Source organism: Pseudomonas sp. MF6751, from assembly GCF_016613265.1.
Taxonomy (GTDB): domain Bacteria; phylum Pseudomonadota; class Gammaproteobacteria; order Pseudomonadales; family Pseudomonadaceae; genus Aquipseudomonas; species Aquipseudomonas fluorescens_BV.
The window spans coordinates 1-16584 of sequence record NZ_JAENSV010000049.1 but is presented as its reverse complement, the minus strand read 5'-3'; the positions used below and the strand labels follow the sequence as shown (position 1 = coordinate 16584).

The window sequence follows — 16584 nt, the reverse complement described above, 5'->3', positions numbered from 1 at the left end:
GGAGGGCGTCCACCATGGTCAGCCTGGACCGTTTTGACACCTTCAAGGCCGTGGTCGAGGCCGGCTCGCTCACCGCTGCCGCGGACCTGCTCGGCCAGACTCGCGCCGTGGTCAGCTTCAACCTCAAGCGCCTGGAAGCGGAACTCGGCGTCACCCTGCTGACCCGCAACACCCGCCAACTGGCACTGACCGACGCGGGTGAGCGCTTCTACCTGCGCTGCACGCGCATGCTTGAAGAGGCCCGCCTGGCGGTAGAAGAAGCCCGCAGTGAACATGCCCAGCTCAAAGGCACCCTGCGTATCACCACCACTGTCGAATATGCCCTGGCTGTAGTTGCTCCGGCGGTAGAAGCCTTTCGACGCCTGCACCCGGACCTGAATATCCACTTATCCACATCCTCCACCCACGCCGATCTGATCTCCGAACGTTTTGACGTGGCGATTCGGCTGGGGCGCTTGCTGGACTCCAATCACCGCGCCGTGCAGTTGTCCACGTTCGAAGTGTTCGCCGTCGCGGCGCCGCAGTTTGCCGCAGTTCAAACCCTGGCTGAGTTGGAGCAGTTGCCCAGGCTGGGCCACGGCCGCTTGAGCGAACTGAGCATCACCGACCCGGCAGGTCTCGAACACCCTTATCGAGCCGGCCCGTCAGCCTTGGTGGCCGACAGCGCGGCGGTCCTCCAGGCGTTTGCGGTGCGGGGCCACGGTGTGGCGGTTTTACCGCAATGGTTGGTGCAGGGGGATGTCGACGCGGGACGCTTGGTGCGCCTATTGGCGGACCACCGCTTTGCCCCGCAAGGGGTTTACGCGATGTATCCGGACACGCGGCATTTGCCGCTGAAGGTGCGGGCGTTTATTGATTTCATGAAGCCTTAGAGTCTACCGCCCAAGCCAAAGCGCTTCTTCAGCACCTTCTCCAGCAACCCCTTGGGCAACAGTGCCGCCATCAACGGCAACGCGCGGCTGCCGTTACCCGAACGCAACAGGCGCGGCGGTTGCGCTTGCTGCACCGCCTTGAGCACGTCTGCAGCAAACTCACTGGCCGGGGTTGGCTTGTCCTGGGACGCTTGGCTGCGCGCACGAATGCCGTCGCGCAATGGCCACCATGGCGACTGTTCCTGGATCAGTAACTCGGCCTGGGCGCCGGCATTCTTCGCAAAGCTTGTATTGATCGCACCGGGCTGCACTTCCATCACCCGCACGCCAAACGGTGCCAGCTCCATGCGCAGGGCGTCGCTCAAGGCATGTACGGCGGCTTTGGATGCGCAGTAGGCGCCGGCGAACGGCGTCACCAGTACGCCGGAAACACTGCCGATATTCACCACCAGGCCCCTGCTGCGACGCAAGGCAGGAAACAGCGCCTGGGTCACGCCGACGATGGAAAACACATTGGTTTCGAATTGGCGTTGCATCGCCTCGGTACCGCCGTCGAGCAACGGGCCCATGGCGCCGTAGCCGGCGTTGTTGACCAGTACATCCAGCTCGCTCAATTGCTCGGCCAGAAGTTGTAAAGCGGCGCTGTCATTGACGTCCAACTGCACAGCATTGAAGCCTGCGACCGCGAGGGCGGCGACGTCATCGGGTTGGCGGGCGCTGGCCCATACCTCGAAGCCTGCGGCTTTGAACGCGTCGGCGAGGGCGCGGCCGATGCCGCTGGAGCAACCGGTGATCAGTACGTTGGGCATGGGTCCATCCTTTGTCAGTCCGAGAAACTGCCTTGCAGGTGCTCGGCGCGAAATTCCAGGGTTTGTGGGCGATAGCCGGGGCGCAGCGGCGGGGTGGGCAGGCAGTCATCCCAGGTGGCGCCCGCCTGCAACTCGCCGGGGCCGCGATAGCGTGGGGCGGCGTAGACGTTGTCGGCCAGGTTGACCGTATCGCCCGGTGCGTAGGCGGCCACGCGCCAGCGCAGTTCGGTGAGCGGTACATCGTTGCCGTTGTTGAGGGTCAGTTTGAGCGGGCGGTCGGCGGGGCAGTCTTGCGGCGCGTAGATGATGCGCAGCTCAAGACGCGCCAGTTGTGACGCTTCGCGATTGTCCAGCCATACCACCCAAACCGCGACAAACCCCAGGCCGACGGCAGCGGCCAACGATACCGGCAGCGCCTTGGCCGGGTAGCGCAGCAGCAGGATCAGCCAGGTGATGATCAGGAGAACGCCGAAAAACATGGAGACCACCTCGAATAGGGAACGGGCATCCTAACTTAAGCGTAGGCGGGATTGGTTAGCTTGAGCATTGTGCTGGCCGGGCGCACGCCATCGCAGGCAAGCCAGCTCCCACAGGTTGACCCTATTCCAAGGATGTACCCGGTCAAACTATGGGAGTGGGCTCGCCCGCGATGACTGACTTACTGAGCACAAGCATCGGCCTGCAAGCCATCAATGCAAGCTTCCACCAAAGCCAAGCCAGTTTCCGCCAACTGCAGACTCGTCCAATTCAGGTAGCTCTGGTGTTCGGCCGTCCCCAGGTACCGTTCGTCGTTACTGTCAGAGTTCACAGGTTCTTTATTTTTTAGAACCACTCAGTTTGTTGGACGTAGCGGTGTATCTCTACCTGAGGGAATGCGTGGGCATGGACAACGACTCGAGAACTGACCGTCTGCTTCTTACGTTGGTCAACGAGCCCGAACGGCAAGTGGGCCTGGAAAAAGTCAGCTTCATCACCGCGATGCAGCAAATGGGCATGACGTCAGTGTTCGACATCATCGCCCAACCCAAGCCCCACTTCGTCCAACGCCTGGGTGAGATCTGCGAGGCGGATGGCGAGGTGGCCTATGACAATGCCATGTGCTATGCGGTGCAGATCGGTCGGCTGTACCGTGAACACCAGGTATCCAACGGCAGAACCCAGTACCAGGGCCAGCAGACCGGTGTGCGTGCGCTGGTCGATGTCGGGCCGAGTTTCCCGAACCTGTTCAAGGAAAACTGGGATGAGTTCTGCAAAGTCGGCGCGATGGCGGCGGTCGATTCGCCGGTGGCCTACCTCAGCGCTCAATATCGTTTCGCTACGCGCACCCTGGAAGGCTCCGGCCAGGGTGATCGGCCCAAGATTCTGTTGAGGACTCGGCGGCCCGATCTGGAGGGGTTGATCATTGACCAGCAAAGCACCTTTACCCCTAGACCGATGCTGGAGTTGGTCAATGAGATACTCATGGCCGACATCGTCCGGTACCGGACAGGAAAGCCGGATGCCAACAAGCCGATTTACGACGTGCTGGCCGAGCGGCGCTATCCGTTCATGTTTCCGTATTACTACCCTCACCACCAATGCCGATTAGGGCTGGCCGAAAAGAAGCTTGAGTTGGGGGAGTTGAACTACCGTATCAGCTTGCAGTTGCCCATCAGCCAACGGGGCTTGAACGATTATGGCGCGGTGCAGAACACTGCAGCGCAAGCGCAACTGTTGATGTCGGGGTTAAGCCCACAGCAACAGCAACTGTTGATCGAACCTTCAATGTTCACCACGTTTTATCTATCGAAGGCTGAGCTGACGGCGGCCTGGGGAGGGCCGGGGACTTCTCATCTGAGTCCGCATTCGGCTATCAGGATTGCTTTACTGATATCCCCACAGTCAAGCCTGAAGTCTGTTGTGCCTCAGGCAGAAACCTTAGTCAACCAAGGGAATTTGACGAGCACGGCAACGATTGAATTCTCGGGGTCTGACGATGCTAAACGAGAGGGTCTTTTCTGGATTAATTCTGGGACGCCGTTATATGCGAACACGGCTAATATATGGACGCCTAATTATCTTCACCCCGCGAATACCTCAACAATCTGCACAGTTATCCGCTGGGGGGGAGAAGAACCGTTTCCGATCGAACCGGGCTATCGAGCCTCATTTACTGTCACCACCACCACGGGCACTACCGCTAGGCCAGTTTCACTGGCGGTACTCAGCTTCACCATTGTCCTGGATGAGTACGTGACATGGACGGCCGAGCAGCAGGAGTTTTTTCAGCGCAGTTACGGTCTCCAAGGTATTGGCCACCTTGACAACCCACTGGTGCAGCTCGAGACGTTCATGCAACGTTCGGAGCTGGATGCCGAGCAGGTCGAGGCGCTTTTATCCCAGCGTCAGCATTTCCCCCGCGTGTCTCCCAATTGCCCCAGCGGCAACCCACAATGGACGGGGGGCGCGGGAGTCGGCAAGGCATACCCGCACGCCTCCCACTATGGCGCGTGTTATGTCAACGGCCATGGCAGTGAGCGTTATGACAGTGTTGTGCCTGCTACCGTTGTCTCGACGCGTGCGGACCAGTTCGACAATTCCATGGGCCTCAAGGAAACCACGCTCGGTAGCCGCACGGTCTGGTACCTGACTAAAACGTCCCCTCAACGGTTTGACCGCTTGCAACGCATGATTCGTCTGCAGCGCTGGCTGAAGAAAGACCTGGGTATGGACATGTCCTATGCCGAACTGGACACGCTGCTCATCTGCGCCATCCGCAGCGAGGGTGAACACAACCTGACCATGGACCTGAACACCAATACCCTGCGGGTCCTGGGTGTTTATCGTTATTTCAGCCGACGTTATGGCATTAAACCCGAAGAATTTGCGGCGTTCCTCCACGATCTCACGCCTTACGCCACGGGTGACAAGGTGCCGCTGTTTGACCAAGTCTTTAACCCTGCTGCGCTGTTCGATACGCCGTTGGAACTCAATAGAGCCGCCTTTAATATCAGTGGGACAGACGCTGCGAACAAAAAAATCGTCGCACAACTCTGTGCCGCGCTCGGCCTTGAGCCTACAGAGTCATCGCTTTCTCGCTTGGCCAACCAAACGAAGGATTTTGTTGGGCCGTTACTCCGCGACCTTGGCACCCTGTCCTCTCTCTACCGTCAGGCGCGTATTCCGCAAATGTTTGGCTTGTCGCCGGAGGAAGGCTGGGGCTTGGTGGATATGCTGGGGGGGCTGGAGTACCAGCGATTACTCTGTACCGGGCGCCTGCTGCAACCCTCATTGTCGTCCCTCAGGCCATGGTCGTTGACTGCGCAGGGCGCCAGCGATATGAGCATCAGGCTGGTGCTGGTGGTTGATGCCGCGCATGAAGGTACCTTATTGCGTCTGCTACCAGGTTCAGCCTTGTTTGTGCTGGCGGGGACCGACTTTGCATCAGCAACTGGCACGCGGGTGTTTACCCTGGAGCGGCAGCCCCAGCATTCAGACGAAGAAAACTTCGTGCGCAATCCTGACGGCAGCGCGCTTACGCTTGAACCGTTGAGCGCTGGTGGGACGTTGTCGCTCAGCGGCAAGCGCCTTTCAAGGACAGCTTGGGAGGTAATAACCAGCCAACTGTCTTCAATTCACCACCTGCAAGTAAAGTGCGGCTCGCTGCCTAAAAGACACCTACCGACCGTAGAGGCTTGGGAAGAGGATGCGATGGCGCCCGCGCCTGACGTTCTCGATGTGTTGATGCAGATGGATTGGGCCGTGAATTGGCTCAAGGACAGCAAGCAAAGTGTTACCGGGGTACGCCGCGCGTTGGGCCTGGAGCCTGGAGATTACCTGCCCCCCCAAGGCTTGGTGGACCGCTTGGGCATATTGGCCGCCGCGACGCGAGAGGTATTGATTACCGATGAGCAGATCTCGGCGCTGAATCTGCCTGTTTATGAACGACCCAAGTCCGCAGCCGCACGAGAGCCTATCAAATGGCGCGAAGTGCTGCAGTATTTGCTGGACCCGCAGGGGCTCGTGAGGCCTGTTCCGCTCACAGGTCTCGAAGACCCCCATCAGTACTTGCAAGAAGCGATTAACTATCGAGTGGGGCAGTTGAACCTATTCCCTGATGAACGTGAGCAGAGCGTGGCGAAGCTTGTCGGCTTGTTACTGGCCGGGCATGACCGCCAACTGCGGCTGATCGAAGGTTTGGCACAAGAAATGATCAACCTGCCGATGGACCGCACCCAAGTTGTACTGCGTTGGGCACAGACCTCGGTACACGCCCTGTTGTCAGCGGTGTTGGGGCTAGCTACTGCAGCCGCCACTGACTCATTGATCAATCAACTCGAGCGTGTATTGCGTCATGGGACAGTGGTGATGGACCTGCGGTTGAGCACCAGTGCCTTGCGTGTGTTTTTGCTTAATCCGCAATGGCTGGGAGTTCCGGGTAGAAATCTGGAGTTGAACCTCAAGAGCTTCTACCTGCTGAGCCGCTACAGTCAGTGGTTTCATGGCCAAAGCCAGGCGGAGGAGGCATTGCTGGGTTATTTCATCGCGGCCAACCCCGGAAAAACAGCGCTCAAAAACAAAACATTGCGCGCTGCAGTCAGCGACCAGGCCGCTTCCGTTTTGGCCAGGCTGTTGGGGTGGAGGCAGGACGACGTGCATGAGCTTTTCCAATTGCTGGCGCAAAAGCGCGCCTGCTCCATGGCCGACATCGACTGGATCCTGCGCAGCCAAGCCACCTGTGCCGCCAGCGGCCTGTCTGCGGCGGACTTGCTCAGGGCCACAGCCCTGCACGGCGACAGTACGGGTGTGGCCTGGCAAGCGGTAGGCAATGCCGTCATGGCTGCCCGGCGCTGAGCGCCTGCGCGTTTTTACGATGAATAAGGAGCGAGCATGTCCAGCTCAATCGATAGCCAGCTCAACGAAACCCTGCGCGATGCCCTGGTGGCCTACTATCTGGATGAGGTGGTACCGAACGCAGCGGAGTTTGTCGACGCCCAGTTGAGCGACAAAATCAAGACCGCCAACGACCTCTACCAATACAAGCTGCTGGATGTGCAGGTCAGCCAGGCCGTGCCCACCAGCCCGGTGGCCTCGGCCATCGCCAGTATTCAGCAATACATCAATGCCGCGCTGATGGGCATGGAGCCGGGCTATGAAACCAAGGTGATGGAAGAGCACCTGATAAGGCAGTGGCGCGAGATCGACTGCCAGTACCCCATCTGGGCGGCCAACCAGCAGTTGAGCTATTACCCGGAGCTGTATATCGACCCCTCGTTGCGCTTGAGCAAATCAACATATTTCCAACAACTGGAAAACGACCTCAATCAGAACAAGATCGAGATCGACACCACTCAGGAAGCGGTGCTGTCTTATCTGGCGAGCTTTGAGGAAGTGGCCAACCTGACGATTATCAATGGTTACATCAATACCACCGATTTCAAGAATGGCATGTATTACTTTATCGGCAAGTCCCGGGCCGAGAGTGTGTACTACTGGCGCTCGGTGGATATGTCCCAGCGTACTTACGTGAACCTCAACGGCACGGATCCCAACCGGCCAAAGTTCGATTATCCGCAGCCGGGGGCGTGGTCGGACTGGCACAAGGCTGACTTGCCGATTTCGGCCAGTGCCATTGAGCGTACAATAAGGCCGGTGTTGTTCAATAACCGCTTGTTTGTATTTTGGGTGGAATGTGTGGATAACAACCCTGCTCAGATGACGGTTGAAGAAGGTTATCTCCCAGGTGGTACCCCCACGCCGCCTGATCCGGGCTCACCGGTAATCAAGATACACAGTAACCCGATGTTGCGCTTGAACATGGTTTATAAAAAATTCGACGATAGCTGGAGTGTGCCGCAAACCGTCATTGAAGCCTGGAGTAAGTCGCCGTTATTGCGCACCGAGAATCTATCGGGCTTGCTTGATAGTATTGCGGTGGAAGACAGCGGCGGTTCATCGGATTTGATGTTGGTAGCCATGTATGCAGGTTATACGCCAGGTGCGGCGAATGACGGAATAAATGATGCGTACGCCTTTTTGAAAGTGGCGCATATTGATAAGAACTTTAATGTAATGCCTCTATTTCCTGCGCAAGGGTATGTACCAAGCATTGAGGTGACACCAGGGGGCAAAAAAGTTCATGTGTTACAGGTGGCACGAATGTTCGCGTTGGATAACAAGGAGCGACTTCAGTTTGTAGTGCCGGCATTTAGCGTGGCATTGAAAAGCGTTGAGACGTTTACGCCAAATCAGAATTTGGATGCTTGGAACTTTCAGGGTGGGCAGGTCAATATCAAGGCGCCGCGTGTGGATGTAGAGGTAAGGTATGACCCGGGTTCTAAAAGAGTGTACTTCGACTCTGGACTGTCAGGCTCGTTTACTAGCATGGGTGATACATGCATTGTAGATTTTCGCTTTAATGGGGGTACTTGTAAATTCACTTTTGTTTTATCCGCTGACCTACCGGTATTGGGGCGGTGTAGGCTAATTGGGGGGTCGAGAATAGACGTATTGGAGGACGTGCCGGGGATGTGGGCCGGAGGGGGGACGGATATATTTAACTATGGAAGATACACTGGGGGTAGCAACGTTATTTACACGGATTTTTTGGTGGATTCGTTCGAGGACTCTGGGTGCACTCTTCCGCCGATTGGTGCGGGTGGGTCCGCATCTTTGGAAGGGAAACTTGTGAGATTGGACGTTGTGCGATGTCTTGGAGAAAACTTTTCGGTAGAGTTCTTTGATATTATGAGGGACGTGATAATTTTTGATATGCCTATTGTAAGGAGTGATAGTTTTACACCTCTTGTTTTTCAGCACGTTATTTTACGGCCGCTCAATTTAAATGACCCTGAAGCGGCTAATCCCGGTGCGGCTTGGCTTAATTTCTCCTCCGGTCTTTCAGTCAGAAACCCACCCGATACCTTCTCAGCCTCTATGCTAATTGATATTGAAACACTGTTGCCCAGTTGGCCCGGCAAATGGCCAGCAAGTTCGAAGAAAATCCCGCTGATTCATGGCATCAAGATGTTCCAGGGCAACAAGAATGTCGGGCATGCATTGAGGCTTACTTTTGTCGAATTGCAACGTGTCGCTGCTATCAATACGTCACTTGTTGCCCCTCGCATCAACACCTGTGCCAACCCAACCCTGGGGGTCGCCGAATTTATCGATTTCACCGGCTCCGACATCAAACAAAACGATGCCGGCAACTCCCCACGCCAACCCATCCGCATGAATACCCTGTTTGCGCGTGAGTTGATCAATCGCGCCAATAGCGCGCTGGAAAACCTGCTGTCCTGGGGCACCCAGCTCCTTGAGGAGCCCCCACTCGACCCACCCGCGGCGATCAACCAGATGGACTTTCACGGTGCCAACGGCTTGTATTTCTGGGAGTTGTTTTTACACCTGCCCTTCATGGTCAGTCATCGCCTGAACCAGGAGCAAAACTTCGATGGCGCCGAACAGTGGCTGGGCTTTATCTTCGACCCTTCGCGCAAAGCAGACGATACAGGCCGCCCGCCATATTGGAACGTACGGCCATTGATAGATGACCCGGTGGAAATGGACTATGCCACGCGTAAACCCGCCGATCCGGACGGTATCGCTAGCAGCCACCCGGTGCGTTATCGCAAGGCGATCTACATGTTCTACATCAAGAACCTGCTGGACCGGGGTGACGCCGCCTACCGGCAACTGACCCCCGACAGCCTCGTAGCGGCCAAGCTGTGGTACGTGCGCGTGCTTGACCTGCTGGGGCCGCGCCCTGATATCAACGTGGTGGACCATTGGCAACCGATCCCCCTGAAAACCCTGAGCGACGCCACCAACTCAAAATTGCGCGAGTTCGAACAGCGCCTGATCCGGCAGGACCAACTACGCGAAGAGAGTGCCGCGGCCTACGATGGCGAGTCGCTCTACCACTTCGCCGAACCGCCGCTGTACCTGCGCACTTTCGCGCCCGACCCTACCCTGCTTGATCTGGATAACAGATACCTGCGCTTGCCCTTCAACCGTGAGTTGGTCCAGAACTGGGATACCGCCGAGGCGCGCCTGGACAACCTGCGTAACAACCGTACGCTGGACGGCAAGCCGCTGATGCTGCCCTTGTTTGCTGCCCCCTTGAACCCGCGCGATCTGCTGGCGGCGTTCGGTCAGGGCGCGGCCTCCGGTGGTGCCGCGCGGTTGTTGGCCCAGGAGGTGCCACCTTATCGCTACAGTGTGATGCACAACCGTGCCAGCAGTGCTGTGGAAACCCTGATCCAATTTGGTAATACGTTGTTGTCATTGATCGAGCGCAAGGAACAGGCGCAACTGCAGGAGCTGCAATACCACCAGGCTTGGGAGTTCGCCCAATTTGCGGTGGACCTTCAGCAGCAGGCACAAAAGATCGACCTTGAGCAGAAAAAAGCGCTGGAGGCGAGTAAGGCACTGGCTCAGGGACGCCTGGGTTTCTACCGTAAGTTGGCCGATGAAGTGGTGAATGCCGGTGAAAAAGCTGCTGCAGCGCTGCACTTGGAAGGGAGGGTGTTGGACAACATCAGTCAGGTGGCCAATGCCGTTGGCAGTGGCCTGAAGGCCCCCCCCAATTCGGCTGGCGGCGGCGGCGGGGCTCACGCGGGTTTGACTAATGGTGCCGTTGCCGTAGCGTCCTCCGGGGGATGGCGCCTGGAGGGCGTCGCCGAAATGGTCAGTGCCTATTCTTCAGCCAGGGCCGCGATGCTCCATACCATTGCGGAGGCGACGGACCGCGCTGAAAACTTCCGCCGTCGCCACCAGGAATGGATGCAAGCCGGTGACCAAGCCACGCTGGAAATTGCCCAGATCGAGGCACAAATGCAGGTGCTTGAAGCTCAGGCCCGCGCCACCACTCTGCAATTGAATCAGGCCCGCGCCGCCCAGGATCAGGCGTTGGCCAGCTATGATTTTCTGCGTACCCGTTTCAGCAATGCGCAACTCTATCAATGGCTCAACGGCCAGTTCGCGACCTTCTATTACCAGGCCTACGATGCCACCTTGGCGCTGTGCCTGGCCGCTGAAGCCTGTTGGCAATTTGAACTCGCCGACTTCAGCACGCGCTTTATCCAGGCGGGCGTCTGGAAGGACAGCTACCGGGGCTTGAGCGCCGGCGAGGCGTTGAAGTTGTCCTTATTGAAAATGGACTCGGCGTACCTGAGTCGCAATGAACGACGGTTGGAGATCACCAAGACGGTGTCCCTGCGCCAACTCAAGGACAAGGATCCGACCTCCGCCATCAATCAGGACTGGGACACCATCAAGCTTGGCCTGATAGACAACTGCCGCGTCGATTTCCAGCTGACGCAGCCCATGTTCGACAGCAATTACCCTGGGCATAGCGTGCGCCGGATCAAACGTATCAGCGTGTCGTTGCCTGTGGTCCTGGGGCCCTACGAAGACATTCACGCCACCTTGACCCAAACCTACAGTGCCGTGCAGATAGGCGACACCCTCAAGGAAAACCTGCGGGCCAGCCAGCAAATCGTTTTGTCTGGCGGGGTGGATGACGATGGGCTGTTCACTTTCAGTTTCGATGATGAGCGTTATTTGCCCTTTGAGGGTACGGGCGCTATTTCAGGCTGGGCGTTGGAATTCACCTCTACTGACGTTGCGGCGCGAAACCGTCTGTTCGAATCGCTGACCGACATCATCCTGAAGCTGCATTACACGGCCAAGGCTGGCTAGGAGGAAGCATGGTGAACCATGACGAGTCGCTGCAAATCGCCGCGCCGTCCCTGCCCAAGGGCGGTGGCGCCATCCAGAGTATCGGCAATGGCCTGGGACCGGTCGGTATCAGCGGTAGTGCATCGTTCGAGTTGCCCTTGCCAATCTCCCCCGGGCGGGGTTTTGCCCCGGACCTGACGCTGGGTTACAGCAGCACCAACGGCAACAGCTCGTTCGGAATAGGCTGGGGCAAGACGCCCAATGCGATCACTCGACGAACGTCCACAGGGGTGCCGGCGTATACCGATGAAGACGTGATCCTGGGGCCGGATGGGGAACCCTGGATGCCGGAGCGCAACCCGAGGACGGGTACAGAGGTTTCAAGGGTCGAGACGGCCTATAACGGCTTGTCGGTGGGGCCTTACACCGTTGTACGCTACTGGCCTCGCACCGAAGGCGCATTTGCACTGATCGAGCATTGGTCCGATACCGACGACCCGGGGGGGTTCTGGCTGATTCACAGCGCGTACGGCAATCTGCACCTGTACGGCAAAACCGCTGCTTCACGACGTGCCGACCCGGATGTCGATGCGCGTGTGGGGGAGTGGCTGCTCGAAGAAAGCCTCAACCCGCGTGGCGAGCACATTGTCTACCATTATCAGGCCGACGATCACGCAGGTGCCCAGCGTTACTTGAGCAAGGTGCTTTACGGCAATGCGCTCGCCGATGACCAGCTGTATGCGTGGCGCGTTGAGGCTGGGCAAGGTGTGCTATGGCATTTTCATCTGGTGTTCGACCATGGTGAGCGTCCTACTGCCCTCATGACCGCTCCTCCTTATGAGGCCACCCAGGCATGGCCTGGACGCAGCGATCCGTTCTCCAGCTATGCCTATGGTTTTGAGCTCAGGACGCGGCAACTGTGTCGGCAGGTGCTGATGTTCCACTACTTTCCCGATGAGCCAGACATGGGGCCGGCGCCCGTGCTGGTGCGCCGACTACTGCTTGAATATCGGCCATCGCCACTGGGTTATAGCCTGCTGCATGCTGCCCATGAACAAGCCATTGACCGGGCGGGGAAGGTACAGAGTCGGCCACCGTTGCAGTTCATCTATAACGCGTTCGAGCTCGCACCGGATCCACGGCGCTATCAGCCATTTGAAACAATGCCGGGTCTTGACGACGGTCAGCGTTATAAATTTGTCGACCTGTACGGCGAAGGTTTTCCGGGCATTTTGTATTCTGACGATAAAGCCTGTTACTACCGCGCACCTATGCGGGCCGAGGCGGCGAGCCACCCCGACGAAGTGGCCTATGACGATTGGCATGAGTTGCCAGAGATTCCGATAGCCGACCGCCTGCAGGCACCCCGACAGTTTTTAAGCGACCTCACTGGTGATGGCTGCCTTGAATGGGTCGTAGCCCAGCCTGGGCTGTGTGGTTTTTTTACCTGCAACCCGGACCGCAGTTGGTCGAGCTTCGCGACCGTGGATGCCTTCCCTCACGAGTTTTTCCATCCTCAGGGGCAATTGGCCAATCTGATGGGGGGCGGCTTGTCTGACTTGGCGATGATCGGCCCGCGCAGCGTACGTTTGTATGCCAACCAGCGGCAAGCGGGGTTTGCCCCCGCCACCCAGGTTAAGCGCAAGGAAGGCGAGGATGATCTGCCGTTGATCAGTAACGCCGCCACCGAGTTGGTCGCCTTCAGTGACGTGCTCGGCAGCGGCCAGCAGCATCTGATCCGCATCCGCCACGACCGGCTTGAATGCTGGCCCAACCTGGGGCGAGGCCGCTTTGGTAAAGGGTTCAGGTTCAGCACGCTGGGTTTTGCTTATGACGAGTTCGATGCATCGCGGGTCTTGCTCGCGGATCTGGACGGCTCCGGTGCCGCAGACCTGATCTACTTGAAAGCCGAGTGCGCGCTGGTGTTCATGAACCGTTGTGGCAACGGCTTTGACGACGCCGTCGAGCTTCCTTGGCCCAAAGACGTTCGCTATGACAGATTTTGCCAGGTGAGTACCGCTGACCTGCAAGGGCTGGGCTGCTCCAGTCTGGTGTTGACGGTGCCGCATATGTCGCCCATGCATTGGCGATATGACTTTGTCGCAGCCAAACCCTATTTGTTATGTGCAACCAATAACAACCAGGGCGCCGCCGCGAGCGTGAAATATCGCAGTTCGGCCCAGGAGTGGCTGGATGAAAAGCAGCAATTGCTCGCGAGCAATCAACCGGCCGTGTGTCGTTTACCTTTCCCCGTGCCGGTGGTGAGTGAGCAGGTTCAATGTGACGAAATCACGGGTAATCGGCTGACGCAACGGTTCGAATATCGAAAAGGCTTTTACGACGGACAGGTACGAACGTTCCGAGGTTTTGCCCTGCTCCTGGCGACTGATACCGACGCTGCTGCCGAGGCATCACCGGAGTCGGGTTTCAGTGAGCCGGTATTGCGCAAGACCTGGTTTCATGTCGGACAGGTGATCGACCCAGCGTGCGATGAGTATTTCAACGGTGATCGGGCTGCTCACCCCTTGGGAGCAACCTTGCTTAGCCATTATCACGAAGCCGACGGTGTCGATGAACTTGTCGTACCCCAGGCCGATGAGTTGCCTGGCATGCTCCAAGCACTGGCAGGCCAGGTATTGCGTGTGGAAACCTATGGAGGGCGCAACGCAGGTGACGTCCCCTATAGCGTCGAGCAAAACCGCTACCTGGTACGCGTGCTGGATCGGCCAGTAGGCGGTCAATTCGCACCTTACAAGGTGATGCTGGCGTTATCGTTGGAGTCGATCGCCTACCAGTACGAGCAACAGGTCGATGACCCGCAGTGCCAGCACGGGATCAACCTGCGCTGGGATGCCTTTGGCAGCCTGACCCATGGCGTCAGGGTCAGTTATGCCCGGCGCCTGACGGCCCAGGATGATCCGGCCTGCCAGGTGGACCCGAATGAAATCACACCGCAGAAACGCTGGTGGTGTGATGCCCATGATTCGGCGCAGCAGGTTTACTACCTGAGTGAAAGCCTGGCGCGGTTTATTCACCTGACACACCCACAGGGCTGGCGCCTGGCCCTGCCTTTTCAGCAACGTGACAACGCGCTGGTGCTGGGTAAGGGCCCTGGTCCCAACGGCTTGCAACCCGACGCGATCAGCTATGAAGCCTTTATCGCGCAAACCGCCGCAAACCCCTTGAATCCCCAAGCTCAGCGAACACTGGTGGGGCAGTCGGTGCAGCGCTACCGGGACTTGTCCGGGGTTCACCCGTTACCGGATGGAGAGGCCATGTTCCTGGCCTTGGCCGATGAGCTGGAAATTGCCGAGCTGGATGAGGCAGCGCTCAAGGCGTACGACTTGCTGCGCAATGACGAGGGTGAAATGCCGTTTGACCTGGAGCAAAAACTCCTGGAGGTCGGGTACCACAAAATGCGCCTGGTTCTGCCGTCCATCGACGGGGCGCAAGCGCCATTGTGGTCGGTCAAGCGCGGTTTCAATACCTACGCCGGCCTCGCGGGTTTCTATAACGTCATCACCGTGCAGCAAACCCGCAGTCATGGTGTGACCCATCTGAGTTACGACCCCTATGGCTGCCTGAATACTCGGGTACGCCTACCTGACGGCTGTGAGACGCGTGTGGATTCGATTGACTATCGCTTGCTGCAACCGGCGCGCATTATCGACCCCAATCAAAACACTCAGGAGGTGCTTTACGGGGCATTCGGCCAGGTGATCGCCACCAGTTTTTTCGGCACCGAACGTGGTCAACCCGTGGGCTTTGCGTCGCTCGATGACTACCGTCCTCCACTCGGCGGCACACCTGGCCAAATCATTGATGCACCGGCCGCGGCGTTGCAGGATGCCGCCACTGCGCACTTTGCCGACCCGTTCAGTTGGATGGGCCGAGTGCCTGACGCCGACCTGCAGGATCGCCAATGGCTGGACGAATGCGTAGCGCAGGGCGACCTGCTACCCAGCGGGCATATTCGTGTGTCGGCCCGTTTGCTCTCGCCATCCGATGCATTGACGCCAGCGCGACAACGCCTGTTGAGCTTGATCCCTCAGGTGCGCCGCGAGCCTGTTCACGCCGTTACCTTGCAGGCTGATCGCTACCCGCTCGATCCGGAAAAACAAATCCGCGTCGCCTTGAGCTGTTGGGACGGTTTCGGTCGCGCCTTGCAGAGCAAGCAAAAGGTCGAGCGCGGTTATGCCTACCATGTACAGGAAGATGGCTCGTTGGCGCTTGACGGCAATTGTCGGCCGGTGACGGTACAGGATGTTGAGCGCTGGCGGGTCAGCGAGCGGGTCGAGTACAACAACAAGGGGCTGATTGTGCGCATCTACAGGCCCTATTTTGCCGATCATCATCGCTACATCAACGATGTCAGCTTCAGGCAACACGGTTACAGCGACCGACAATTCTATGACCCGTTGGGCCGTCCTACTCGTACCGTCCTCGCCAAGGAGGACTACCTGCGGCGTCATACCTACTGGCCTTGGTACAGCATTTACGAGGATGAAAACGACACCTATGAAGAGGTGATGGCGATGAAAGAGGCCCGGGGGAAGACATTGCAATGACCGCCCTTGCGCTGCACCGGCAGACCCCAGGCCTGAGTGTGAGCGACCCTCGCGGGCTGACGGTGCGCACGGTGCGCTATTGGCGTGAGAGTGGGCGGGAGCAGGCGCAGGCAAGGAGCAGTCGTAGTGGCTTCGACGGTGCGGGCCGAGTCGTGGCCGAGTGGGACCCGCGTTTGGTGGAACGGGCCAACCTGACGCAGGTTTACTCGCTCGGCAGCAAGGTACTGGGCTCCCACAGCGTTGATGCAGGATGGCGTGTCAGCCTGTTCACGCAGGCGGCTGAACAGGTGCAAGCGTGGGACGCTCGCGGTAATGAGCGACAGGTTGAATACGATAGTTTGCTAAGGCCTGTGGCGGTGTTCGAGCAAGCTGCGTGCGTCGAACGTCATCACTACGCCGATGCGTCGCCGCACTATGCCGCGCACAACCAATGCGGCCAGTTGATCCGCCACGACACCCCGGCTGGAACGCAGCATTTCAATGAGTTCGGCTTGACCGGCGCGGTGCTGGAACAGCATCAACACTTTCTGCAAAGCCTGGATATGCCCGATTGGCCACTGCCCCTTGATGAGAGAGATGATTTGCTTGAACAAGCAGCCGGTGCTCGCAGCGCTTTGCTGCTCAACCCGTTGGGCGATGTGCTGGAGCAAACCGATGCGCGGGGCAATCGGCAGC

Annotated in this window: 6 protein-coding genes and 1 pseudogene; 5 read left to right on the top strand and 2 right to left on the bottom strand. The window is 58.2% G+C overall.

What is annotated here, in order from left to right; translation table 11 throughout:
• Positions 1-14: 14 nt before the first annotated feature.
• Entirely contained in the window at positions 15-872 is an 858-nt protein-coding gene (locus JJD66_RS24315) for a LysR family transcriptional regulator (protein WP_200649230.1), read from the top strand.
• On the opposite strand, the gene JJD66_RS24310 is transcribed toward JJD66_RS24315, so the two are convergent.
• Together JJD66_RS24310 and JJD66_RS24305 are read right to left on the bottom strand one after the other, a co-directional pair.
• Positions 869-1681: an SDR family oxidoreductase gene (locus tag JJD66_RS24310; RefSeq protein ID WP_105225817.1), complete on the bottom strand. Its 813-nt coding sequence runs from the start codon at positions 1679-1681 to the stop codon at positions 869-871. The genes JJD66_RS24315 and JJD66_RS24310 overlap by 4 nt on opposite strands.
• Before the next feature lie 14 nt (positions 1682-1695).
• The gene (locus tag JJD66_RS24305) at positions 1696-2160 is read right to left on the bottom strand and encodes a multidrug transporter (RefSeq protein ID WP_198716629.1); all 465 of its coding nucleotides are present in this window, start codon (positions 2158-2160) and stop codon (positions 1696-1698) included.
• Between the two features lie 403 nt (positions 2161-2563).
• Between JJD66_RS24305 and JJD66_RS24300 the strand changes: the two genes are divergently transcribed.
• From JJD66_RS24300 to JJD66_RS24285, 4 genes and pseudogenes are all read left to right on the top strand, one after another.
• Complete coding sequence (locus JJD66_RS24300) at positions 2564-6514, top strand: Tc toxin subunit A (protein ID WP_200649229.1); 3951 nt, start codon at positions 2564-2566, stop codon at positions 6512-6514.
• Between the two features lie 36 nt (positions 6515-6550).
• Positions 6551-11362 carry a neuraminidase-like domain-containing protein gene (locus JJD66_RS24295; protein WP_200649228.1) on the top strand — a complete coding sequence of 1604 codons (4812 nt, stop codon included), beginning with the start codon at positions 6551-6553 and terminating at the stop codon, positions 11360-11362.
• Positions 11363-11370: 8 nt separating this feature from the next.
• Positions 11371-15909: a SpvB/TcaC N-terminal domain-containing protein gene (locus JJD66_RS24290; protein WP_234452319.1), complete on the top strand. Its 4539-nt coding sequence runs from the start codon at positions 11371-11373 to the stop codon at positions 15907-15909.
• Positions 15906-16584 (top strand): annotated as a pseudogene (locus JJD66_RS24285) (hypothetical protein); the annotation flags it as partial. The gene JJD66_RS24290 and the pseudogene JJD66_RS24285, both read left to right, overlap by 4 nt.

What these genes read in the sequence shown, in the direction of transcription:
- JJD66_RS24315 (WP_200649230.1), top strand. Translation starts at nt 15, where the DNA reads ATGGTCAGCCTGGACCGTTTTGACACCTTCAAGGCCGTGGTCGAGGCC.
- JJD66_RS24310 (WP_105225817.1), bottom strand. Translation starts at nt 1,681, where the DNA reads ATGCCCAACGTACTGATCACCGGTTGCTCCAGCGGCATCGGCCGCGCC.
- JJD66_RS24305 (WP_198716629.1), bottom strand. Translation starts at nt 2,160, where the DNA reads ATGTTTTTCGGCGTTCTCCTGATCATCACCTGGCTGATCCTGCTGCTG.
- JJD66_RS24300 (WP_200649229.1), top strand. Translation starts at nt 2,564, where the DNA reads ATGGACAACGACTCGAGAACTGACCGTCTGCTTCTTACGTTGGTCAAC.
- JJD66_RS24295 (WP_200649228.1), top strand. Translation starts at nt 6,551, where the DNA reads ATGTCCAGCTCAATCGATAGCCAGCTCAACGAAACCCTGCGCGATGCC.
- JJD66_RS24290 (WP_234452319.1), top strand. Translation starts at nt 11,371, where the DNA reads ATGGTGAACCATGACGAGTCGCTGCAAATCGCCGCGCCGTCCCTGCCC.